The organism is Halomonas chromatireducens, from assembly GCF_001545155.1.
In the GTDB taxonomy this organism is placed as follows: domain Bacteria; phylum Pseudomonadota; class Gammaproteobacteria; order Pseudomonadales; family Halomonadaceae; genus Halomonas; species Halomonas chromatireducens.
On record NZ_CP014226.1, the window covers coordinates 1,199,378 to 1,220,747 of the forward strand.

Annotated in this window: 22 protein-coding genes and 2 pseudogenes; 11 read left to right on the forward strand and 13 right to left on the reverse strand. The window is 63.8% G+C overall.

The features are described from left to right. Positions 1–15: 15 nt before the first annotated feature. Genes ispE through LOKO_RS05615 form a run of 3 tightly spaced genes read right to left on the reverse strand, consistent with a single transcriptional unit; the run spans position 16 to position 3,302 of the window. Positions 16–867 carry a 4-(cytidine 5'-diphospho)-2-C-methyl-D-erythritol kinase gene (gene ispE / locus LOKO_RS05605; RefSeq protein WP_066446156.1) on the reverse strand — a complete coding sequence of 284 codons (852 nt, stop codon included), beginning with the start codon at positions 865–867 and terminating at the stop codon, positions 16–18. A gap of 3 nt (positions 868–870) precedes the next feature. Further along, positions 871–1,491, reverse strand: coding sequence for a lipoprotein insertase outer membrane protein LolB (gene lolB / locus LOKO_RS05610; protein WP_066446159.1), 621 nt, complete (start codon positions 1,489–1,491; stop codon positions 871–873). Positions 1,492–1,547: 56 nt separating this feature from the next. Continuing rightward, positions 1,548–3,302: a tetratricopeptide repeat protein gene (locus LOKO_RS05615; RefSeq protein ID WP_066452240.1), complete on the reverse strand. Its 1,755-nt coding sequence runs from the start codon at positions 3,300–3,302 to the stop codon at positions 1,548–1,550. 234 nt (positions 3,303–3,536) lie between these two features. On the opposite strand from LOKO_RS05615, the gene hemA reads away from it, so the two are divergent. From hemA to LOKO_RS05660, 10 genes and pseudogenes are all read left to right on the forward strand, one after another. After that, complete coding sequence (gene hemA, locus LOKO_RS05620) at positions 3,537–4,802, forward strand: glutamyl-tRNA reductase (RefSeq protein WP_066446164.1); 1,266 nt, start codon at positions 3,537–3,539, stop codon at positions 4,800–4,802. A gap of 11 nt (positions 4,803–4,813) precedes the next feature. Further along, positions 4,814–5,902 (forward strand): peptide chain release factor 1, encoded by a 1,089-nt coding sequence (gene prfA, locus LOKO_RS05625; protein WP_066446167.1) that lies wholly within the window; start codon positions 4,814–4,816, stop codon positions 5,900–5,902. A gap of 58 nt (positions 5,903–5,960) precedes the next feature. Beyond that, positions 5,961–6,101 (forward strand): annotated as a pseudogene (locus tag LOKO_RS20070) (molecular chaperone DnaJ); the annotation flags it as partial. Between the two features lie 107 nt (positions 6,102–6,208). Continuing rightward, positions 6,209–6,610, forward strand: a complete 402-nt coding sequence (locus tag LOKO_RS05630) for an Lrp/AsnC ligand binding domain-containing protein (RefSeq protein ID WP_470303286.1) — start codon at positions 6,209–6,211, stop codon at positions 6,608–6,610. Between the two features lie 5 nt (positions 6,611–6,615). Beyond that, positions 6,616–7,365 carry a HesA/MoeB/ThiF family protein gene (locus LOKO_RS05635; protein ID WP_066452241.1) on the forward strand — a complete coding sequence of 250 codons (750 nt, stop codon included), beginning with the start codon at positions 6,616–6,618 and terminating at the stop codon, positions 7,363–7,365. 10 nt (positions 7,366–7,375) lie between these two features. Further along, on the forward strand, positions 7,376–8,296 hold the full coding sequence (locus LOKO_RS05640; protein ID WP_066446170.1) for a LysR family transcriptional regulator: 921 nt from the start codon (positions 7,376–7,378) through the stop codon (positions 8,294–8,296). 328 nt (positions 8,297–8,624) lie between these two features. After that, positions 8,625–9,917 carry an NAD(P)/FAD-dependent oxidoreductase gene (locus LOKO_RS05645; protein ID WP_066446173.1) on the forward strand — a complete coding sequence of 431 codons (1,293 nt, stop codon included), beginning with the start codon at positions 8,625–8,627 and terminating at the stop codon, positions 9,915–9,917. Between the two features lie 35 nt (positions 9,918–9,952). Further along, positions 9,953–11,299 carry a glutamine synthetase family protein gene (locus LOKO_RS05650; RefSeq protein WP_066446176.1) on the forward strand — a complete coding sequence of 449 codons (1,347 nt, stop codon included), beginning with the start codon at positions 9,953–9,955 and terminating at the stop codon, positions 11,297–11,299. A gap of 184 nt (positions 11,300–11,483) precedes the next feature. Beyond that, positions 11,484–12,587, forward strand: coding sequence for a polyamine ABC transporter substrate-binding protein (locus LOKO_RS05655; protein ID WP_066452242.1), 1,104 nt, complete (start codon positions 11,484–11,486; stop codon positions 12,585–12,587). A 222-nt stretch (positions 12,588–12,809) separates the two neighbouring features. Then, a pseudogene (locus LOKO_RS05660) lies at positions 12,810–12,944 on the forward strand (ATP-binding cassette domain-containing protein); the annotation flags it as partial. A gap of 222 nt (positions 12,945–13,166) precedes the next feature. Here the strand turns inward: LOKO_RS05660 and yjgA are convergent. After that, complete coding sequence (gene yjgA / locus LOKO_RS18615) at positions 13,167–13,637, reverse strand: ribosome biogenesis factor YjgA (RefSeq protein ID WP_083517689.1); 471 nt, start codon at positions 13,635–13,637, stop codon at positions 13,167–13,169. A gap of 150 nt (positions 13,638–13,787) precedes the next feature. Between yjgA and pmbA the strand changes: the two genes are divergently transcribed. Beyond that, positions 13,788–15,128: a metalloprotease PmbA gene (gene pmbA / locus LOKO_RS05665; protein ID WP_066446179.1), complete on the forward strand. Its 1,341-nt coding sequence runs from the start codon at positions 13,788–13,790 to the stop codon at positions 15,126–15,128. A 45-nt stretch (positions 15,129–15,173) separates the two neighbouring features. Here pmbA and LOKO_RS05670 read toward each other — a convergent pair whose 3' ends face one another. The 9 genes from LOKO_RS05670 to LOKO_RS05710 all read right to left on the reverse strand — a co-directional run bounded on the left by LOKO_RS05670 (position 15,174) and on the right by LOKO_RS05710 (position 21,325). Then, entirely contained in the window at positions 15,174–15,443 is a 270-nt protein-coding gene (locus LOKO_RS05670; RefSeq protein WP_066446182.1) for an HPr family phosphocarrier protein, read from the reverse strand. A 2-nt stretch (positions 15,444–15,445) separates the two neighbouring features. After that, positions 15,446–16,366 carry an RNase adapter RapZ gene (gene rapZ / locus LOKO_RS05675; RefSeq protein ID WP_066446184.1) on the reverse strand — a complete coding sequence of 307 codons (921 nt, stop codon included), beginning with the start codon at positions 16,364–16,366 and terminating at the stop codon, positions 15,446–15,448. Positions 16,367–16,405: 39 nt separating this feature from the next. Further along, positions 16,406–16,882: a PTS IIA-like nitrogen regulatory protein PtsN gene (ptsN, locus tag LOKO_RS05680; RefSeq protein WP_066446187.1), complete on the reverse strand. Its 477-nt coding sequence runs from the start codon at positions 16,880–16,882 to the stop codon at positions 16,406–16,408. A gap of 5 nt (positions 16,883–16,887) precedes the next feature. After that, the gene (gene hpf / locus LOKO_RS05685; protein WP_043514205.1) at positions 16,888–17,196 is read right to left on the reverse strand and encodes a ribosome hibernation-promoting factor, HPF/YfiA family; all 309 of its coding nucleotides are present in this window, start codon (positions 17,194–17,196) and stop codon (positions 16,888–16,890) included. Positions 17,197–17,305: 109 nt separating this feature from the next. Further along, on the reverse strand, positions 17,306–18,724 hold the full coding sequence (locus tag LOKO_RS05690; protein ID WP_066446191.1) for an RNA polymerase factor sigma-54: 1,419 nt from the start codon (positions 18,722–18,724) through the stop codon (positions 17,306–17,308). 158 nt (positions 18,725–18,882) lie between these two features. Continuing rightward, positions 18,883–19,608 carry an LPS export ABC transporter ATP-binding protein gene (gene lptB, locus LOKO_RS05695; RefSeq protein WP_066446194.1) on the reverse strand — a complete coding sequence of 242 codons (726 nt, stop codon included), beginning with the start codon at positions 19,606–19,608 and terminating at the stop codon, positions 18,883–18,885. Between the two features lie 7 nt (positions 19,609–19,615). Further along, positions 19,616–20,143 (reverse strand): lipopolysaccharide transport periplasmic protein LptA, encoded by a 528-nt coding sequence (gene lptA, locus LOKO_RS05700; RefSeq protein WP_066446203.1) that lies wholly within the window; start codon positions 20,141–20,143, stop codon positions 19,616–19,618. Continuing rightward, positions 20,140–20,763, reverse strand: coding sequence for an LPS export ABC transporter periplasmic protein LptC (gene lptC / locus LOKO_RS05705; protein WP_066446207.1), 624 nt, complete (start codon positions 20,761–20,763; stop codon positions 20,140–20,142). Before lptC ends, lptA begins: the two co-directional genes overlap by 4 nt. Before the next feature lie 4 nt (positions 20,764–20,767). Further along, positions 20,768–21,325, reverse strand: coding sequence for a KdsC family phosphatase (locus LOKO_RS05710; protein WP_066446211.1), 558 nt, complete (start codon positions 21,323–21,325; stop codon positions 20,768–20,770). Positions 21,326–21,370 lie beyond the last annotated feature (45 nt).

Below are 21,370 nucleotides of genomic sequence, written 5' to 3' on the forward strand. Positions count from 1 at the left end.
GTGACCCTGGCACGATCAGCGGCCCAGAGCAGCATGTAGCGGGGAGAGGTTGAGGCCGCGCGCCGTGAATGCCATGAAGCGGCTGGGCAGGTCGGCCACGATGCGCTTTGCCTCCGCGTCGGTCTCTACCCGGGCGAAGACGCAGGCACCGGTGCCCGTCAGCATGGTCGGTGCGCGCCTGCCCAGCCAGTCAAGGGCTTCCGCCACTGGCGGACAGAGTGACCGGACCGTCGGCTCGCAGTCATTGTGCCAACTGGGCGCTCCCCCCTGCAGTGCGCGCGCCATGGTAATCGGGGGGGTATCACGTGTCAATTGCGCGGCGCCGAACACCGCGGCGGTGGCGACAGCGACCCCGGGATGAACTACCACGAAACAGGGAGTATCCAGGGTCACCGGGGTCAGCCGTTCGCCGACGCCTTCAGCCCAGGCGGAGCGGCCGCGGACGAAGACCGGTACATCGGCCCCCAGGGCCAGGCCCATGGCGGCCAGTCGCTCCTCACCGAGACCCAGACCCCATAGCCGGTCGAGCCCCAGCAGCGTCGTGGCGGCATCGGAGCTGCCGCCGCCCAGGCCACCCCCCATGGGCAGGCGCTTGGTCAGGTGGATGTCGGCGCCAAGGCGGCAGCCGGTCTCGGCCTGCAGCAGCCTGGCCGCCCGTACGATGAGGTTCTCTTCGCTACGTATGCCGTCCATGGCCGGTGACAGGGTGATGTCGCCATCGTCGCGCCGGGTCAACTGCAGCGTGTCGCCGTAGTCGAGAAACTGGAACAGCGTCTGCAGCTCATGGTAGCCATCGGCTCGTCGACCGACAATGTGAAGCATCCGGTTTAGCTTGGCCGGTGCCGGCAGGTTCAGCGTCGCCGTCATGGATCAGTCGTCGAGGACGGGGCGCCAATCGGTGACCACCAGGGTCACGCGCAGCTCGCCGTACTCCATGATCATGCGGCGAGGCAGCCACAGCGATTCGACCAGGGTCCAATCGCGGTAGTCGATTTCCCAGCCATCCTGCTCGAGGCGGCGGGGGAAGCCGAGCTCATCGTGGTCGATGTGGTATTGGCTGTGCTCCGCTGGCAGGCCGCGAATCCAGTCGGAGAGCGAACTGACCGGCAGGGTCCAGCCCAACTGCTGTTGCAGTAGCGCCTCGGGGGTCTCGGCTTCGAAACGTCCCTCGGAGGTAGTCAGCGAGAAGCGGCCTTCGCGACCCTCCAGCGTGTTGCGGCCGCTGCCGAAGGGGCCGCTGATCAGGATGCGATAGTAGTGGGGGTGCTGGCTCCAGTCGAGGTTGGCGCTGGTGTTCTCCTGGGGGGTGCGCAGCCCGGCCTTGCCGGCCAGCATCCAGGTGTCCAGGTCCTCGAGGCGTTCCTGCTGGGCTTCCCACTGGCCTGCTGCACGATCGGAATCAGGAGCGGGCATCGGGGCGGCACAGCCGGCCAGCACCATCAAGGCCAGGCTCGAGAGCAGTAGTCGCAGTGCGTTGGCGTGGAGCGTCATGGCAGTATCTCGTCAGCGGGTGCATGTCTGGTGAATGAAATCAGGGGGGGGTACGGTCAGGGTCTCAATTCGGGAATGCGCTCGAGGAGTTCGTCGATGACAGGATGCTCGTCGAAGCGCTGCAGTGCCTCTTCGACGAGGGAGCGGGCGTCGTCGTGGCGCTCGAGCGTCCACAGCACCTCGGCGAGATGGGCGGCAATCTCCTGGTCGGGCATGGCTGCATAGGCGCGTTCCAGCCAGGGTAGGGCCCGCTCCGGGTCGCCTAGACGGAAGTAGACCCACCCCAGACTATCCATGATTGCGCCACTTCCCGGCTCGATCTCATGAGCCCGTTCGATCAGCTCCCGGGCTTCCTCCAGTCGGCCCTCGATATTCAGGTCTGCCAAGGTATATCCCAGTGCATTGAGGGCCGTGGCGTTGTCGGGGTTGCGCTCGATGATGCGAGTCAGGTCACGTTCCATGGCCTCGATATCTCCTTCGGACCAGGCCCGCATGGCACGAAGGTACAGCAGCTGCTCGTCGTTGGGGGTGCGGGCAAGCTCACGGTCGAGCAGAGCATCGGCTTCTCCCGTCATGCCGGCTTCGTCCAGCAGCTCGACTTCAAGCATGACCAGCTCGTTGAAGTGGTCCTCATGGCGCAATCGTTCGATGCGCAGGAAGGCGCGGGCATCCAGCAGGCGGTCATCTTCGATCAGCATGCGGGCGGCACGCAGCCTGGCCCTGATAAAGTCGCCCCCCGTCGCGACCTGGCGATAATAGAGAAGCGCGTTATCGACCTCGCCCTCCTGCTCGGCAATGGCTCCGAGGAGATAGTAGGCAGTGGGCGGCGGCTGGTCACTACTTACCAGAGGTAGCAGCAGGCGGCGGGCGGCCTCGAAGTGACCGTCCTCGAGGAACAGGGCGGCCAGGCTCGTGCGGAGTTCCTGGTTGCCTTCATGCTCGTCGAGCAGCGTGTCGGTGTGCGCCTCGGCGGCGGCCACATTGCCAAGCTGCAGCTCGGTCTGGGCCAGCAGCAGCAGGAAGCGGGGATCGTCTGGCGAGACTTCCAGGCCACGGCGAGCGGCGTCCCGAGCCTGGCTGGTATTGCCGTCATCCAGCGCGAGGCGAGCACGGGTCATCCACAGGGCCGGCAGTTCCGAATGGTCTCGTGCCAGATCATCCAGTCGGGTTTGAGCGAGGTGTGACTGCCCTGTGGCAGCCTCGAGTATGGCCATGGCAAGCATCGCATCGTGATGATGCGGGTGGTCGCTGGCACCGGGTCGGCTGAGGTGCTCGCTCAATCGCTCTCGCAGGGGGAGGGGAGGGACCCCGGCATCCAGCGCCAGCTCCATGAACAGGGTGAGCTCCCCATGGGCGCCCTGCTCGACCAGCAACAGTCGCTTTTCGAGTGCGCCCACCCAGTCGCCACGCTGCAGGGCCAGGCCCGCCAGGAGGCGAAGCGGAGCCTCTGCCATCGGTGATAGCAGGTGCCACTGCTCTACCGCTTCCTCCAATAACAGAGGGTCATTGCTGAAGCGTGCCGCCAGGGTGGCACGCTCGGCCAGTTCCGCCACCTGGTAACGCTCGGCCATTGCCATATAGCCCTGGGTGGCGCGCCGATAGTCGCCGCGCTGGCCGGAGAGTTCTGCCACCAGCAGAGTCGAGAGACCCTCGGCATCCAGGCCCCGCTCAATGGGGGGCGCCGAGTCGAGCGGGTCCTCGTGGCCCGGCATCAAGTGGGTCAACGGCATGCCTTGGCAGCCGGTCAGCAGTGTGGCAAGGCCAAGGCTCGCCAGTCCCTGGCGAATGTTGCGTGTCAAAGTCGGGGGCATGCGTATCTCGTCCAGGATGCCAGCTGCCAGCATACCGACTCGGGGCCGGTGGGCAAAGGGATCGACGCCATTGTCGGTACAGGCGAAGGAAACACCCCACCCTTGTCGTGCGTCAATTGTCACCTTTGCGTACATGGCGCCGAGCATGGAAGGCTGTGGTAGAATCCAGCGCCACCAGAGGTGGGTTTTCTTGTTCCGTACCGCCTGACGACATTACGCGAAGACGCTTAACGCATGACGCTTCTTGCCCTTGGCATCAACCACAAGACAGCCACCGTCGCGGTACGCGAGCGGGTAGCCTTTACGCCGACTCAACTGGAGTCGGCGCTCGGTGAGTTGCGCGGTGTCCCGCAGGTACGCGAAGCTGCCGTGCTGTCGACCTGTAACCGAACCGAGCTCTATTGCGTCACCGAGTCCAGCGGAGAGCGGCTGATTCTCGATTGGCTGAGTCATTTTCACGGGCTTCCGGTTGATGACCTGACTTCCTGTGCCTATCACTACCATGACAACGACGCCGCTCGCCATTTGATGCGAGTGGCCGTGGGACTGGATTCGATGGTGCTGGGCGAACCGCAGATTCTCGGCCAGCTCAAGGAAGCCTACCAGTCGGCGCGTCTGGCCAGCGGGCTGGGCGGCGAGCTGGAACTGCTGTTCCAGCATACCTTTTCGGTGGCCAAGCAGGTGCGCACGCGGACCGGTATTGGCCAGAACCCGGTCTCGGTAGCCTACGCGGCGGTCAGCCTGGCCAGCCGGATATTCGACGACTTCGGCCGCTCCCGTGCGCTCTTGATCGGTGCGGGCGAAACCATCGAGCTGGTGGCACGTCATCTGCGTGAGGCGGGTGTGCGCAACATGATCGTGGCCAATCGTACTCGTGAGCGGGCCGAGGTGCTGGCCCGGGAGTTCAATGCCGAGGCGATCTCATTGAGCGAAATTCCTGATGCGCTGGTGCGTTCGGATATCGTGATCTCGTCCACTGCGGCTCCGTTACCGATTCTCGGCAAGGGCATGGCCGAACGGGCGCTCAAGAAGCGTCGCCATCGACCGATTTTCATGGTCGATATCGCCGTGCCGCGGGATATCGAGCCGGAAGTCGGTGACCTGGATGACGTCTTTCTCTATACCGTGGATGACCTCAACGAGGTGATCCAGGAAAATCGGCGCCACCGGCAGGCTGCGGCCGACCAGGCCGAGTCGTTGATCGAACATGGCGTCAGTGTATGGCTTCATGAACGGCGTATCCGCAGTGGTGGGGAGTTGATCCGGCGCTATCGAGACCAGGCCGACGAGCTGCGCCGGCATTCGGAGCAGCAGGCAATGGCACGGTTGGCTCGTGGAGAAGATCCAGAAGAGGTGGTTCGCATTCTCGCCCATCAGCTCACTAACCGTATGCTGCATCGGCCAACGGTTTCACTGCGCGAAGCGTCGGGCAGTGAGCGCCGCGACCTGCTGGCTGCGGCCGAAGCACTGCTGCTTGATTCCTCTTCAATAAAACCCTGACAGGAAACGCCATGAAAGCGACCCTACGCCAGCGACTCGACGCCTTCGTCGAGCGCTTCGAGGAGCTCGCCGCCCTGCTGGCGGAGCCCGAGGTGATTACCGACCAGCCTCGGTTTCGCGACTACTCCCGGGAATACGCCGAACTCGAAGCTCTCGTCGATGCCTGGCGTGACTATCGCCACGTCGAAGGCGAGCTCGAAGATGCCGTTCACCTCGCCAGTGACAGTGACGCCGAGATGCGTGAGCTCGCCGAGATGGAGCTGGTGGAGGGGCGTGAGCGGCTAGCAGCGCTGGAGGTTCGGCTCAAGCAACTGCTGGTACCCCGGGACCCGGACGACAGTCGCAATGTTTTCCTCGAGGTCCGTGCCGGTACGGGGGGCGACGAGGCGGCGCTGTTCGCCGGGGACCTGTTCCGCATGTACTCACGCTATGCCGAGAAGCGCGGCTGGAAAGTCGAAGTGGTCAGTGCCAGCCACGGCGAGCAGGGTGGCTACAAGGAGGTCATCTCGCGGGTCAAGGGCGAGGGGGTCTATGCCCGCCTCAAGTTCGAGTCCGGGGCCCATCGCGTGCAGCGCGTGCCGGCCACGGAGTCCCAGGGTCGTATCCACACCTCGGCCTGTACGGTGGCGGTGATGCCCGAGGCCGACACGGTGGGTGATGTGGATATCAACCCGGCCGACCTTCGTGTGGACACCTTTCGCTCCAGTGGAGCCGGGGGGCAGCACGTCAATACCACCGATTCGGCCATTCGGCTGACCCACCTGCCCACCGGCGTGGTGGTCGAGTGCCAGGAGGAGCGCAGCCAGCACAAGAACCGCGCCAAGGCGATGTCATTGCTGGCTGCCAGGCTCAAGCAGAGCGCCCAGGACAGCCAACGCCGCGAACAGGCCGATACGCGCCGTTCGCTGGTGGGTTCAGGGGATCGCAGCGAACGGATCCGCACCTATAACTTTCCCCAGGGGCGGCTGACCGATCACCGTATCAACCTCACCCTCTACAAGCTTGGCGAAGTCATGGCTGGCGAACTCGACGAAGTCATCGAGCCGTTGATTCATGAACATCAGGCCGAGCAGCTTGCGGCGCTGCAGCAGGAAGCCTGATGGATATCGACAGCTTGCTGGGCCGTGCAACGGAGCGGCTTGCCCAGGCAGGCTCGGCGGTGGTGCGGGAGCCGGCGGCTTCAGCGACATCTTCGGCGACGTGTTCGGCGACATCTTCGGCGGTGGCGGTGGCCGGCGCAGCCCCCATGCGCCGCAGCGGGGCAGCGACCTGCGCTACAACCTGGAGCTCGATCTGGAGAGNTCACAGCCTTCGGCTTCTCGCCCCTTCGGGGCCAGCCTACGGCTGTTTGTCGCTTCGCTCGGTTCTGTGCTCCGGGCGCCTTGCGCTTCATCTCGCTCGGCGATTTGTTCAGCGATTCCCTGACGTGTCTGGAACGCGTCAAACGGCTGGAGAAGTCCGGGGTTATCCGCGGCTACAAGGCCGTGCTTGATCCCAGGGCCCTCAAGGCCAATCTGCTGGTGTTCGTCGAGATCAGCCTTGAGACCCAGTCTCCAGCGGTATTCGACGAGTTCCGTCGGGCGGTGTCGAGGTTGCCCCAGATCCAGGAGTGCCATCTGGTATCGGGGCAGTTCGACTATATCCTCAAGTGCCGGATTCCGGAAATGGCAGCCTATCGCCAGTTGTTGGGCGATGTGGTGTTGACCCTGCCGGGGGTCAAGGAGTCCAAGAGTTATGTGGTGATGGAAGAGGTCAAGGAGGAGTTCTCCCTCTATGTGCCCGACATCGAGGAGCTGGAAGGCAAGTGATGGCAATGGATGATGGCCAACTGCTGCGATACAGCCGCCAGATCATGCTGGAGTCGATCGATATCGATGGCCAGGAGCGGCTGTTGTCGTCCCGGGTGCTGGTGGTGGGTGCCGGTGGCCTGGGTTCGCCGGTGGCACTCTATCTTGCCGCTGCCGGGGTGGGGCATCTCACCCTGGCCGATGCCGACAGCGTTGAACTCTCCAACCTGCAGCGCCAGATCGCTCATGGCATGACCGACCTCGAGCGCAACAAGGCCGAGTCGGCACGCGAGTCGGCGTTGGCGCTCAATCCCGGCCGCAATATCTCGGTGGTGACGCAGCATCTGGTGGGGGCGGCCATGGATGATGCCGTGGCCGCGGTGGATCTGGTGCTCGACTGTACCGACCGCTTTTCCAGCCGCTATGCCATCAACGCCGCCAGTCGCAAGGCGGGCAAGCCACTGGTATCTGGTGCAGCGATCCGCTTCTCCGGCCAACTGGCCGTGTTCGACCCCCGTGACCCGGAAAGCCCCTGCTATGCCTGCCTCTATCCCCCCGAAGAGGGCGACGACGAGGCGCTGCGCTGCGCCGAGAATGGCGTCGTGGCGCCGTTGGTGGGGCTGATCGGCTGCTTTCAGGCGCTGGAGGCGGTCAAGCTGCTCAGTGGTGCGGGCACGCCACATCGCGGGCTCTCCACTTTCGACGGCATGAGCGGCCAGTGGCGCCACTTCCAGGTGCCGCGGGACCCCGCCTGTCCGGTATGCGCCCCGCGCTGAGGACTCGAACATGGTCGACCGATCGGGGCTGAAGCTGGGGCAGGTCAGTGATTTCGATATCCGCCTGATTCGTGTCTTCAAGTCCGTGGTGGAGTGTGGCGGCTTTTCCGCAGCAGAGACCGCCCTCGGCATCAGCCGGCCGGCCATCAGCCAGCACATGAGCGATCTCGAGAAACGCCTGGGGCTGAAGCTGTGCCAGCGGGGGCGCGGCGGCTTCGCGTTGACCGAGGAGGGGCGACAGGTCTTCGAGGCGACCCTGACGCTGCTGTCGGCACTGGAAACCTTCCGTACTGAGGTAAACGGCCTGCATCGCAACCTGCGGGGCGAGCTCAACATCGGTCTGACCGACAACCTGGTCAGCATGCCCCGGATGCATGTGACCGATGCCCTGGCCGATCTCAAGGCACAGGGGCCGAATGTGCGTATCAACATCCACATGGAAGCGCCGGATCGTATCGCCCAAGGCGTGCTGGATGCCCGCCTGCATGTGGGCGTCGTTCCCGAGGTCAACCTGCCGACCAGCGTCGATGCGCGCCCGCTTTATGAGGAAACGTTGCGGCTGTACTGCGCCGACCGCCATCCACTCTTCGGGCTGTCGGAAGAATCGACGGATGAAGCGGTGCTGGAACGCCATGAGGCGGTGCTTCCCGCTTATCCGCTGCCCGAAGCGGCCCGCCAGGCCCATGCCAGACTTAATGGTACCGCCATGGCTTCCGATCGCGAGGGCGCGGTCTTCCTCATCCTGACCGGTTGCTATATCGGCTACCTGCCTGATCACCTGGCTGCACCCTGGATTGCGGCGGGGGGCTTGCGTGTACTCTTTCCCGAGACCTGCACCTATTCCATACCTCTGGTCACGATTACCCGCCGGGACCGCCGTCCTCATCGCGTTCTTGATGTCTTTCTCGCCTCCGTGGCTCGTCATGGCTAGCGAGCCTTCGCCACACCGGACCCACGCCTGGCTGCTAGGGCCGGCGTGTCAGATTGATGGTGATTTCTTGACAGGCATCCTCCTCCGGTTTCTCCTGAGGTCACGGTGCTTCATGCTCTATATACTCTATAAAAGGCGATTATTATGCCGTACAAGCAAGTGATGGTGATTGTGTGTTGACGTTGTTCGTTATTGAATACTTGACAGGGTCTGCGGGTTTGGTGCCAGACTAGACGCATGGTCTGGACGCCAAGGCGGCTCAACCATAAGCCAATCATCGCTCATCATGCCGGCTGTTCCCGGCCACATCAGTGCAAGGACAGGTTTCATGGCTGCTGCCACAACGCTCGACATCCCGGCATCCTATTACCGCGATACGGTGGCGGTAGTCCTGGAGGCCTGTCCGCCGCTGGAAGGCGACCAGCGGGCCGATGTCTGTGTGATCGGCGGTGGGGTAACCGGCTGCTCGGCGGCCTTGCACCTGGCTGAGCGGGGCTATTCGGTGCATCTTCTGGAAGCTCGGGAGGTCGGCTTTGGCGCCTCCGGGCGCAGTGGTGGCCAGATCCTGCCTGGCCTGGGGACCGACATTGCCACTGTGGAGCATGCGCTGGGCCGTGAAAGGGCCCGTGCCATCTGGGATATGAGCCGTGAAGCGGTTCGACTCACGGCCGGGCTGGTTGAGCGTCATGCCATTCCCTGCGACCTGGCCTGGGGCTTTCTGCACGCCGCTGTCAAGCCGCGCCACGTGCGCGAGCTACAGGCGTTTCAGGAGCGCATGGCTCGGGATTATGACTACACCGACATGGCTTGGCTCGAGGGTCCGGCACTGCGTGAGCGGGTGGTGACCGATGCCTACCCCGGCGCTCTGTACGAGGGCGAGGGCGGGCATTTGCATCCGTTGAACTACACGCTGGGGCTGGCACGTGCTGCACAGCGTGCCGGGGTAACGATTCACGAAAACAGTAGGGTGCTGAGCATCCAACGTGGCCAGAAGGCTAAGATAGAAACTGATGGTGGCAGCGTCACCGCTGACTTCGTGGTGGTGGCCGGCAATGCGTATCTGGGCGGGCTGGTGCCGGAACTGGAGGGGCGAATGATGCGCGCCGCCAACTACATGGTGGCGACCTCCCCCTTGAGCGAAGCGCAGGTCGCTTCGGTATTGCCACGCAACGATGCCTTGGCCGATGCCAACTTCGTGCTCGATTACTATCGGCTCTCTGCCGATCGGCGGCTGATCTATGGCGGCGAGGTGAGCTACGATGGCCGTGAGCCGCGTGGCTTGCGCCAGCGAATGGACACCAAGATTGCCCGCCTGTTTCCCGTACTGGAGGGTGTGCCGATTGACTACCGTTGGGGGGGCGACGTGGCCATAACCCTGAATCGGGCGCCAGATTTTGGCCGCATCGGCCATAACCTCTACTACGCCCAGGGCTATTCCGGCCACGGCATGGCCCTGGCGGGGCTCGCCGGCCAATTGATGAGCGATGCCATTGCCGATCAGAGCGAGCGGTTCGATCTTTTCGCTGCCATGCCCCACCGGCGCTTTCCTGGTGGCAACAGGCTCCGCACGCCGCTGCTGGTGCTGGCGACTACCTTCTACAAACTGCGCGATCGTCTATAACCATCAGCCCGAAACGGGGCGACAATGAGGTTTTCATGAAAGATCTAGAGAGCTGGCTCAAGGAACGGCGCATCACCGAGGTGGAGTGCCTGGTCAGCGATATCACCGGGATTGCCCGAGGCAAGATCACCCCCGTTTCGAAGTTCATGGCCGAGAAAGGCATGCGTTTGCCCGAAAGCGTTCTGCTTCAGACCGTGACCGGCGACTATGTGGAGGACGACCTCTACTATTCACTGCTTGATCCTGCCGATATCGACATGGTGTGCAAGCCGGACATCTCGGCCGTCTATCCTGTTCCCTGGGCGCTGGAGCCCACGGCCCAGGTGATACACGACTGCTATGACAAGATGGGCAACCCCATCGAACTCTCCTGTCGCAACCAGCTGAAACGAGTGCTTGCCCTCTATGCCGAGAGGGGTTGGAAGCCGGTGGTGGCGCCGGAAATGGAGTTCTATCTTACCAAGCGATGCGAGGACCCGGATCTTCCTCTTCAGCCGCCGATCGGTCGCAGCGGGCGGCAGGAGACCGGCCGGCAATCCTTTTCCATCGATGCGGCCAACGAGTTCGATCCGCTGTTCGAGGATATGTACGACTGGTGCGAGGCCCAGGGCCTGGATATCGATACCCTGATTCATGAAGAGGGTACCGCTCAGATGGAGATCAACTTCCGCCACGGCGATCCGTTGATGCTGGCCGACCAGATATTCCTCTTCAAGCGCACGCTGCGAGAAGCGGCCCTCAAGCATGACGTGGCTGCCACTTTCATGGCCAAGCCGATCACCAATGAGCCGGGCAGCGCCATGCATATCCACCAGAGCGTGCTCGATGCCACCACGGGTCGTAGCATCTTTGCCAACGACGACGGCTCCATGAGCCAGCTCTTCTTGCATCATATCGGCGGGCTTCAGCGCTTCATCCCCGAGGCGTTGCCGCTGATGGCGCCCAACGTCAACTCCTTTCGCCGCTTTCTGCCGGACACCTCGGCACCGGTCAACGTCGAGTGGGGGGAAGAGAACCGCACCTGCGGGCTGCGCGTCCCCGACTCCACGCCACAGAACCGGCGCATCGAGAACCGGCTTCCCGGGGCCGACGCCAATGCTTACCTTGCCATTGCCGCCAGCCTGCTGTGCGGTTATCTCGGCATGGAGCAGGGGCTGAACCCGTCGGCGCCGGTGCAGGGGCGGGCATTCGAGCGTCGCAACATGCGCTTGCCTTTCACCCTGGAGCAGGCGCTGGAGCGGATGGAGCACTGTGCAGAACTGGAGCGCTACATGGGCCACCGCTTCGTGACCGGCTATGTGGCGGTAAAGCGAGTCGAGAACGAGAATTTCAAGCAGGTAATCAGTGCCTGGGAAAGAGAGTTCCTGCTGCTCAGCGTCTGAAGCTGCCGAGCCGCAAGGGCCACCAGCAAGAGAGAGGGGAAGAGCACGTCACCGCGCCGGCTGGTTGCCCTCAGCCTGTTGCCAGGCTCGCAAGGGAAGCGCAGTGGCGTGCTGGACGGTCCCGGCGAAAGGATGCCGGTTATCAACGAAACCATGTGAATAACAACAGCAACGAGGTGTCATGATGTCCCGGCACAGCAAGCTTTCCCTGGCCGTGGCGGCGGCCTCCCTGGCGTTGCTGAGCGGTGCTGCCCTGGCCAACGAGGTGCGGGTCTACAACTGGTCGGACTATATCGCCCCCGATACCCTCGAGAAGTTCACCGAGCAGACCGGCATTCGGGTGATCTACGATGTCTACGACAGCAACGAGGTGCTCGATGCCGCCATGCTCTCGGGTCGCTCCGGCTATGACGTGGTGGTGCCGTCCAATCATTATCTGACGCGCCAGGTCAGTGCCGGGGTCTACCAGGAGCTGGATCATGACAAGCTGCCCAACATGGCCAACCTCAACCCCGAGCTGATGGACGACCTGGAGTTCATCGACCCGGGCAGCCGACACTCCATACCCTATATGTGGGGTACCAACGGCATCGGCTACAACGTTGAACGTGTTACCGAGATTCTCGGCGAGGACGCCCCGGTGGATTCCTGGGCGCTGATCTTCGATCCGGAGGTCACCACCGCGCTGAAGGAGGGGGGCTGCGGCATTTCCATGCTCGACTCGGGGGACGAGATGCTCTCACCGGCCATGGCCTACCTGGGGCTCTCCCCGCTCTCCGAGGAGACCGCGGACCTCGAGGCGGCGGGCGATCTTATCGCCGCCGTGCGTGACAACATCACCTACTTCCACTCCTCGCGCTATATCTCGGACCTGGCCAACGGCGATATCTGCGTGGCGGCCGGCTACTCCGGCGACATCTTCCAGGCCGCCGATCGCGCCGAGGAAGCCGGCCGGGACTTCACCATCGCCTACTCGATCCCCAAGGAGGGCGCGGCGCTGTGGTTCGACATGATGGCGATTCCCGCCGACGCACCGAACCCCGACAACGCCCACGCCTTCATCAATTTCATCCTCGAGCCCGAGGTGGCGGCGGCGATCACCGAGTACGTCGTCTATGCCAACCCCAACGTGGCCGCCAACGAATTCCTCGATCCGGATATTCTCAACGATGCCTCCATCTATCCCGACCAGGAGGTGATGGATAATCTTTATGTGGCGGAAGAGAAGCCCCTGGCCGTTCAGCGCGTCCGTACCCGTACCTGGAACAGAGTGAAGTCGGGTATCTGATGCCGATACGCCGGCCCGCCCGGGCCGGCTACCTCCGATTGGCTGCCAGGAGACGCTGCAATGTCGCAACCCCAGCCGCGCGCCACGGGCCGGGCTCGACGTGTCGAGCCTGTGTCTTCCGATTCGATGCCTTCCGGCATTGCTGAAGCACGACCCGCCGAACAGCCGCCACCGGCTCCTTCCGTCTCTGGCAAGCCGCGGTCGGCGCATGGGGAGGCGCTGATGGAGATCCGCCGGGTCAGCAAGCGCTTCGATGGCGCCCTGGCGGTGGACGACGTCTCCCTCTCCATTCGACGGGGGGAGATATTCGCCCTGCTGGGTGGCTCGGGCTCGGGCAAGTCGACCCTGCTGCGCATGCTGGCCGGCTTCGAGAAGCCCAGTGAAGGCGAGCCCGAGGGTGGTCAGGTCATGATTGACCCCGACAGTACGGTAGAAGAGCCACCCACCCAGGATTACCGCGGCGATCAGCCCGCGACGAAGCCAGCGCAGCCAGCGATAGAGGTTGGGTTGGGCTTCCGGGGGGTGCGCGACCAGCAGCACATGATTGANGGCCAATCCTACCATGGCCGACACGGGATGTTAGACACGAGGATCAGGATGCGCGTTTCCACCATCGCTACACGCCTTGTCGCCCTGCTGCTGGCCACTGCCCTGGCGGTCGACATCGGGATAGTCGGCAATGAAGGTTTCGACGGCGTCGTCGCCCTCCTCGATGAGGCGGTCACGCCACTTCTCGAGGCGGTGGAAGGCCAGGTCGCGATGGCGGGATTCCTGCTCGATGGAATCGAACACCGCCTGGATGGCGTCGAGGTCCTCGCCGCGCATGAGCTTGCCGACGTACTGCATATGGCGGCGACGCCCTTCATGGGAGCGGATGCGCGAGGTCTCCTCCACCGCCGCCAGCAGGTCGTCGGAGAGCGGGAACCGTGACCGCTCCGCTGGCGTCATGGCGATGATCTGTTCGCCCAGCGCCTGCAGCTTGTGCATCTCGCGCTTGAGCTGTGACTTGCTGGGCCGCTCGTCTGGCTGTGAAGGGACTTCCTGGGACATGCCGTTACCAACTAGTGTGAAGGGTCAACAGTATCGTGAGCTTGATCGCCCCGGTGGGATCAATGCGACACAGTATACCAGCCCGCCAGCGCATGGCGGGATACTGACACGTTCGAATGCCGGCCGGGCCGGTGAATGAGGGAGAGACAGATGACACAGGCTTTCGATGCCGCCGCTCAACAGCCGCTGCTGACGTCCCGTGCCGAGCAGGCACTGGCACTGGCACGCCGCCTGGGCGCCGACGCCTGCGAAGTGGGTGCCAGCGTCGACCAGGGAATCGGTATCAGCGTGCGTGAGGGCGAAGTGGAAACCGTCGAGCTGTCCCGCGACCAGGGCATCGCGGTGACCGTCTATCAGGGGGGGCGCAAGGGTAGTGCCTCCTCGACGGATGCCAGCGATGAGTCGATACACGCGGTCGTGGAAAAGGCCGTGGCCATCGCCCGTTACACCGGCGAGGATCCCGCGGCGGGGCTGGCGGATGCCGCGCTGATGGCGACGGAGCTCCCCGATCTGGACGTGCACCATCCATGGGCGTTGACCACCGAGCAGGCCATCGACCTGGCCCTGGCCTGCGAGGCTGCAGGCAGGAGCCAGCCGGGGATACGCCAGTCCGAAGGGGCCTCGCTCTCCAGTGGGGAAGGGGTGCGGGTCTATGCCAACAGCCACGGCTTCCTGGGCAGCCAGTGCGGCAGCCGCCACTCGCTCTCCTGCATGCTGATCGCCGAGGATGAAGGGGGCATGCAGCGCGACTACGACTATACCAGTGCCCGCGATCCGCGGGATCTGCTGGCACCCGAGGCTGTCGGACGTTCGGCGGCGGAGAAGACACTGCGCCGCATGGGCTCCCGGCGGCCTGATACCGGGCGCCTGCCGGTGCTGTTCGATGCCACGGTGGCCAGTGGCCTGATTGGCCATCTCATGAGTTCGATCGCCGGGGGCTCGCTGTACCGGCAGGCCTCCTTTCTCTGCGACCGCTTGGGCGACGGGCTCTTCCCGGCCTGGTTCTCCCTCTATGAGCGGCCCATGGAGAGGGGCGGCATGGCCAGCTCCCCCTTCGACAATGACGGGGTCCAGACCCGTGACAACGTTTTCATCGAGAATGGGCAACTGGCCAGCTACATGCTGTCCGCCTACAGCGCCCGGCGTCTCGGCATGCAAACCACCGGCAACGCCGGCGGTGCGCGGAACCTGCGTATCGACGCTCCGCTGGCAACCCGCGACGAACTGCTGGCGCGCATGGGCCGCGGGGTGCTCGTCACCGAGCTGATGGGGCAGGGGGTCAATGGCGTCACCGGCGATTATTCCCGGGGCGCTGCCGGCTTCTGGGTGGAGAACGGGGAAATCCAGCACCCGGTGGAGGAGTTCACCATCGCTTCGAATATGGAAGCGATGTTCAAGGGGCTGGCCGCGGTCGGCAGCGATATCGACACCCGTGGCAGTATCCACTCCGGCAGTTGGTTGATCGATGAGATGACCATCGCTGGAGGCTGAGGCGGGCCATCAGGGGCGCTGTGTCACGTCCAGGGGGAGGGGTGCTTAGGCATCCTCTTCGAAGCGGGCATCGAACAGGGTCTCCAACGCATCGAGGACCTGTTCGGCGTCCTGTCCCTCGGCGCTCACCGTCAGCTCGGTGCCGCACGGGGCGCCGAGCATCAGCAGTGACATGATATTGCAGGCGTCGGCATCCTGGCCGCCACGGCTGACAGTGACTCGTGCCTGGTAGGGTTGGCAGCACTGCACCAGCTTGGTGGCCGCTCTGGCGTGCAGGCCACGCTTGTTGGTCAGTGTTAGCTTGCGGCTGGCCACGCTTACGACTCCTTGCGTTCAGGCTTTCCCGGAGCGTCCTGTGGTGAGGGGGAGACCGGCGTGTGTATGCCGAGCTCTCGGTGGCGCAGGCGAACGTCAGGCTGCAGCTGGGCCAGGTGGTGTGCCAGCCGTTCGGCAAGGTATACCGAGCGATGCTGTCCACCGGTGCAGCCGATGGCGACGGTGAGATAGCTTCTGTGGCTGCTGCGATAGGCGGGGAGCCAGCGCTCGATCCAGCCGATGATGTCGTCAAGCATCTCCCCCACCAGCGGATACTGCTCCAGGAACTCAACGATGCTGGGCTCGCGGCCGGTGGCAGAACGCAGCCGCGGGTCCCAGTAGGGGTTTGGCAGGCAGCGGGCATCAAAGACGATATCCGCATCAAGGGGCACCCCTCCCTTGAAGCCGAAGGACTCGACGGTAAGCGTCAACTGATCGGGCCGATGGCTGGCAACCTGGTCGGTGATGCGGCCTCGCAGGTCATGGACCGAAAGCCGGGAGGTGTCGATGATCAGGTCGGCCAGGTTGCGAATGTCGCTCAGGGTGGCGTCTTCCGACTCGATTGCCTCTCCCAGCGTCATGTCGCTGCCACGTGTCATCGGATGGCGTCGCCGTGTGGCCGAGTATCGCTCGATCAGAATTCTTGCATCTGTGGTGAGGTAGATGACCTGGCAATCGATCTTGCGGGCGCGCAGCTCCTCGAGCAGACGGGGGAAGCGCTCCAGGGCATGGGGGAGGTTGCGTGAGTCGATGCTGACAGCAATGGAGGATTGGCCGGACGGTCCGCTGGGCAGTTCTTCTACCAGCGATCCCAGCAGCATCGCTGGAAAGTTGTCGATGGCGTAGTAGCCCAAGTCTTCGAGCGCCTGCAGTGCGATCGACTTGCCGGAGCCGGAACGGCCACTGATGATCACGAGCTGCATGCGGGTCTCCTGGTTGGCTGGCCGGGCGGCCCGGGAAGGTCAGAGCGGCGTCGGCGTCTGTCGTCGAATGGCTTCAATGAGCCGCTCGTGGAGCTCACGTTGGCTGTTGCTCTTGCGCAGTGCCACTCGAGTGTCGACATCGTTCATGATGCTGGCCACCTGGCTGAGTAGCGCCAGATGTGTATCGTCCGCCTCTTCCGGGACCAGCAGTACGAAGACCAGGTCGACCGGCTCGCCGTCGATGGCGTCGAAATCGATAGGCTCCGCCAGCTGGAGGAAGGCCGCGACCGGACTGTGACAGTGGGGGCTCCTGGCGTGAGGAATGGCCACCCCATTGCCGATGCCCGTGCTACCGAGGCGTTCTCTGCCGATCAGGCGGGCAAAGACTTCCTGGCTGTCGAGGCTCGGCGTGTTCTGTGCGATGAAGGTGCTGAAGAATTCCAGCACCCGTTTCTTGCTGCCACCGGGGACGCCGAACAAGGCGCGCTCCGGCGGCAGAATGGTTTCCAGTGTCATGGCAATCAGCGAATGCCGGCGCCCTGGGCGCGGGCCTGGGCTTTTTCCTTGTGTTTGACCAGTTGACGGTCGAGCTTGTCGGTCAGTGCGTCAATAGCGGCGTACATGTCGGGATCGGTGGCCTCGGCATGAAGGTCGGCGCCGGCAGCATGCAGGGTGCAGGCGGCCAGTTGACGCTCCTTCTCTACCGAAAGCGTGACCTGGACGTTGGTGATGTTGTCGTAGTGGCGCTGCACGCGGGTCAGTTTTTCGCTGACGTAGTCACGCAGGGCATCGGTCAGTTCCACATGGTGGCCGGTAATATTGACTTGCATGACAGGCTCCTTCGTCCTTCGGGTGGTGCCTCGATTGTAACCCTTTTTGAGGCCCTGCAAACCCCTCCCTTTCCGGTTTCCTGCGAAGGGTCAAGAGAGCGGGCTGGGGTCAGCGAAATCGCTTGCGCTCGCTTGAGGAGGGTATGCCCAACGCTTCCCGGTACTTGGCGACGGTTCGCCGCGCAACGCGGATGCCGTCCTCGGCCAGCAGATCGACCAGGCGACTGTCCGACAGCGGCTTGCGGGGCGGCTCGTCCTGTACTAGCTTGCGGATCCGGGCACGGATCGCGGTGCTGGAATAGGCGTCGCCTTCGCCTTCTCCGCCGCCGACATGGCTGGAGAAGAAGAACTTGAGTTCGAACACGCCGCGCGGCGTGTGGATGAATTTCTGGGTCGTTACGCGAGAGATGGTCGACTCATGCATATCCACGGCCTGGGCAATATCAGCCAGTATCAGTGGCCGCATGGCCTCCTCCCCCTGCTCGAGAAAGTCGAGCTGGCGGGCCATGATCTCGCGGCCGACCCGCAGCAGGGTGTCGTTCCGGCTGGCCAGGCTCTTCATCAGCCAGCGCGCCTCCTGAAGGTGATCCTTGAGAAACTGGTTGTCCTGGCTCTTGTCGGCGCGCCTTACCAGGGCCACGTAATCGGGCTGGATGCGCAGTCTTGGCAGGGCGTCGGCGTTGAGCTCGACACGCCAGCCGCGCTCGTCATGGTGAGCGAGCAGGTCGGGGGTGATGTAATTGCCACTCACCTCGGCGAACTCGCTGCCCGGGCGCGGGTCCAGCGAGCGAATCAGACCGATCACCTCCTCCAGGGCCTCATCGTCCAGCCCCAGGCGGCGCTTGAGCAGTCGGCGATCGTCGCTGGCCAGGGCTTCGAGGAACTGGCGGACGAGGCGCCTGGCCTGGGGGAGCAGCGGGGTGTCGTCGGGTAGTGCCGCGAGCTGCAGCATCAGGCATTCACGCAGGTCCCGGGCAAAGACACCGGTAGGTTCGAATTGCTGCAGACGCAGCAGCACCTGCTCGACCTCCCGGGTTGGCAGGCCCTCGAGGCCCTGCTGGCGGAGCCCGTCGCGAATCTCTTCCAGCGGCTGCGCCAGGTAGCCGGTGCCGTCCACGGCATCGATCAGGCTCTCGGCGATCTGGCGCTGGCGCTCGCTGAGATCGGTCATCGCGAGCTGCCAGATCAGGTGGCTGGCCAGGCTCTGCCCGGCGGCCTGGCGTTCAAAATCAGGTCCTTCGCCGCTGCCCGAGCTGGCGCCATGGTCGGGGTAGGTGTCAGACCAGTCGCTGTCGGTGGAAAGTTCAGAGGGAATTTCGCTGGCCCAATCGTCGTCTTGGACCGCTTCGGCGGTCTGTTCGCCGAAGCCGTCGTCGAGTTCCAGCATGGGGTTGGTTTCCAGCGCCTGCTGGATCTCCTGACGCAGATCGAGCGTCGAGAGCTGCAGCAGCGCAATCGCCTGCTGCAGTTGGGGCGTCATGGTCAGCTGAGTGCCGACACGGAGTTGCAAGGATGCTTTCATGGCCATGAGAATAGGGGGCTCATCTGCCGAAAAAAACCACCCTAGCCCCCAATGGTTCGACTTGCAAGTGTTTTGAGTGCAATAAGCATGCCATCCGCAATTTCCGTGCCGAATATGCATGTTTATATTGACAGCAGGCAGTTGTGTTGATCGAGTCGCCAGGTTTAGAGACGGAAGTCCTCGCCGAGATAGACCTCACGCACCCTGCGGTTGGCGAGAATGGCATTGGCATCACCTTCCGCAATGATCTGCCCGTCTCCGACGATGTAGGCGGTATTGCAGATATCCAATGTCTCGCGCACGTTGTGGTCGGTGATCAGGACGCCGATATCACGCGCCTTGAGCTGACGGATGATGCCTTTGATTTCACCAACGGAAATAGGATCCACGCCAGCGAAAGGCTCATCGAGCAGGATGAAGGCCGGCTCGGTGGCCAGCGCCCTGGCGATCTCCACCCGTCGCCGTTCGCCGCCAGACAGGCTCATGCCGAGATTGTTGCGGATATGGGTAACATGAAAGTCTTCCAGCAGCTCTTCCAAGCGCGCATGACGGCCTCGTCGGTCCAGGTCCTTGCGCGTCTCGAGAATGGCCATGATGTTATCCGCCACCGAGAGCTTGCGAAAGATCGAGGCTTCCTGGGGAAGGTAGCCAATGCCGGCGCGGGCACGCTCATGCATGGCCGACCCGCTCAGGTCCAGGTCGTCGATATGCACTTCACCGGCGTCGGCGCGGACCAGGCCAACGATCATGTAGAACGAAGTGGTCTTGCCGGCACCGTTGGGGCCGAGAAGGCCGACGATGCTGCCCTGCTCGATGGAGAGGCTGATGTCGTGTACCACACGGCGACGCTTGTAGCTCTTGGCCAGGTGAGTGGCTCTCAGGGTCTTCATTACCACGTCAGCGCTCCGGTTGCAGGGTCATGCGAATCCGCTGGCGCCCTTCGACACCTTCGCTCTCGGCACGAGCCTGAACCACGCGGCGATCGAGGAAGTACTCCAGATAGCCGCCATCGAAGGTATCGCCCCGCTGATGCAGCTCGGCCCTGTCGATCAGTTCGACGCGGCGCTCGGCGACATGATAGATGATGGTTCGCCCCCAGCCACGCACCACGGGTTCGTCCGGGTCGGGCTGCTGCTCGATATAGGCGCGCTCGCCGGTGGCGATGGCGCGAGTCAGTTCGCCAGCCTGGTTGCGGCGGATCTCGACCCGGTTGCCGGTCAGTTGCATGGTCCCCCGGCGAATGTCCACGTCACCGGTATAGACGGCGGTGCCGGCGGTGTCGTCGAGATCGAGCTGGTCGGCCTCGACTTCGATGGGTTGGTCGGCGTCTCGCTGCTGGGCCAGGGCCGGGCCGCTTCCCCACGCCATGCCAACCAGCGCCAGGGCGATTAGCATGCGGGCGGTTGGGAACTTGAATTGCTTCATGGCGTGACATCCTCTGGTTCGATGGCTTCGGCCTGGCCCTGCTGGGCGCGCTCCGGGGGGTGGTGGCCGCGAACATTGTCGGTCAAACGTGACCGGTTGTCATGGATCCAGGCATCGAAGCGGTCGCCGCGCATGTGTTGGGGGGGCTGCTGGAGCAGTGCCGGGGTGTCGCTCCAGGCGTGCCCGACATTGGCGTCGAAGTGCAATATTTCTGTGTCGAGCTGCCAGCGCTCCTCGGGGGCGAACAGTCGGGCGTTGCCGGTCAGTGTCAGTGGATTGCCCCCGGGGCCAAGTCGCCCTTCGTCGCCGCTGGCAATCCAGCGCCTACCCTCTCGATCGATCAAGTGGGCCACCGGGGTTACCGCTCGGGTGACATCATCGTGAGGAGTATGCACCAGGCGCGGGCTGTCCAGGCGCTGGTGGGCACGGCCCTGGGCGTCGAATCGCGTCAGCCTGGCTTCTTCGAGGTAGTAGTCAGGTTCGCCGGCCTCGTCGGTGGGCACCGGGCCGGGAGCGGGAGTCTGCCAGGGCGCTAGCCATGCAAGCAGTGCTCCCAGGCCAATCAGGATCAGCAGGAGCCATAGTCGAAACGAGGGGCGGGGCAGGCGCTTGGGCAGCATGGGGTCAGTGCTGGACGTGAAGATAGGTGTCGACCAGGGCGTCTCGGTGTCCTTGGGCTTCGAGCAGGGTATCGCAGATCTCGCGAACGGCCCCGTGGCCACCGCTGCGTAAAGTGACCCAGTCGGCCAGGGCGTGAATGTAGGGAGGGGCTCCAGGGACGGTGATGCCAATGCCGGCCCGCTGGATGGCGGCCAGGTCGGGAAGATCGTCGCCGCAATAGGCGACCTGCTCCAGAGAGAGGTTCTTGCGTCGGCAGAGTTCGCGCAAGGTGGCCAGCTTGTCCTCACAGCTCTGGAAGACGTGGTCGATGCCCAGCGCGGCAGCGCGATGACTGACCATGGAGGATTCTCGACCCGTCAGCAGGGCAACCTGGATGCCGGCGCGCCGCAGCAGCTTGATGCCCAGCCCGTCCTGGGTATGGAATGCCTTGATCTCAACGCCGTCGGCCTGGAAGTAGAGTCGTCCGTCGGTCAGTACCCCATCGACATCGAGGGCCAGTAGACGGATCTGGCGTAGACGGTCGAGGAGCCGGGGGTCGTTGATCGGAGTTGCCAGAGCCATGGGCTCTCCTTGTGGTTCAAAAGGTCAGTGGTTCAAAAGGTCAGG

Bases quoted from the DNA above. Each gene is read 5' to 3' on its own strand.
- ispE (WP_066446156.1), bottom strand. From the start codon at position 867: ATGACGGCGACGCTGAACCTGCCGGCACCGGCCAAGCTAAACCGGATG.
- lolB (WP_066446159.1), bottom strand. From the start codon at position 1,491: ATGACGCTCCACGCCAACGCACTGCGACTACTGCTCTCGAGCCTGGCC.
- LOKO_RS05615 (WP_066452240.1), bottom strand. From the start codon at position 3,302: ATGCCCCCGACTTTGACACGCAACATTCGCCAGGGACTGGCGAGCCTT.
- hemA (WP_066446164.1), top strand. From the start codon at position 3,537: ATGACGCTTCTTGCCCTTGGCATCAACCACAAGACAGCCACCGTCGCG.
- prfA (WP_066446167.1), top strand. From the start codon at position 4,814: ATGAAAGCGACCCTACGCCAGCGACTCGACGCCTTCGTCGAGCGCTTC.
- LOKO_RS05635 (WP_066452241.1), top strand. From the start codon at position 6,616: ATGGATGATGGCCAACTGCTGCGATACAGCCGCCAGATCATGCTGGAG.
- LOKO_RS05640 (WP_066446170.1), top strand. From the start codon at position 7,376: ATGGTCGACCGATCGGGGCTGAAGCTGGGGCAGGTCAGTGATTTCGAT.
- LOKO_RS05645 (WP_066446173.1), top strand. From the start codon at position 8,625: ATGGCTGCTGCCACAACGCTCGACATCCCGGCATCCTATTACCGCGAT.
- LOKO_RS05650 (WP_066446176.1), top strand. From the start codon at position 9,953: ATGAAAGATCTAGAGAGCTGGCTCAAGGAACGGCGCATCACCGAGGTG.
- LOKO_RS05655 (WP_066452242.1), top strand. From the start codon at position 11,484: ATGTCCCGGCACAGCAAGCTTTCCCTGGCCGTGGCGGCGGCCTCCCTG.
- yjgA (WP_083517689.1), bottom strand. From the start codon at position 13,637: ATGTCCCAGGAAGTCCCTTCACAGCCAGACGAGCGGCCCAGCAAGTCA.
- pmbA (WP_066446179.1), top strand. From the start codon at position 13,788: ATGACACAGGCTTTCGATGCCGCCGCTCAACAGCCGCTGCTGACGTCC.
- rapZ (WP_066446184.1), bottom strand. From the start codon at position 16,366: ATGCAGCTCGTGATCATCAGTGGCCGTTCCGGCTCCGGCAAGTCGATC.
- ptsN (WP_066446187.1), bottom strand. From the start codon at position 16,882: ATGACACTGGAAACCATTCTGCCGCCGGAGCGCGCCTTGTTCGGCGTC.
- hpf (WP_043514205.1), bottom strand. From the start codon at position 17,196: ATGCAAGTCAATATTACCGGCCACCATGTGGAACTGACCGATGCCCTG.
- LOKO_RS05690 (WP_066446191.1), bottom strand. From the start codon at position 18,724: ATGGCCATGAAAGCATCCTTGCAACTCCGTGTCGGCACTCAGCTGACC.
- lptB (WP_066446194.1), bottom strand. From the start codon at position 19,608: ATGAAGACCCTGAGAGCCACTCACCTGGCCAAGAGCTACAAGCGTCGC.
- lptA (WP_066446203.1), bottom strand. From the start codon at position 20,143: ATGAAGCAATTCAAGTTCCCAACCGCCCGCATGCTAATCGCCCTGGCG.
- lptC (WP_066446207.1), bottom strand. From the start codon at position 20,763: ATGCTGCCCAAGCGCCTGCCCCGCCCCTCGTTTCGACTATGGCTCCTG.
- LOKO_RS05710 (WP_066446211.1), bottom strand. From the start codon at position 21,325: ATGGCTCTGGCAACTCCGATCAACGACCCCCGGCTCCTCGACCGTCTA.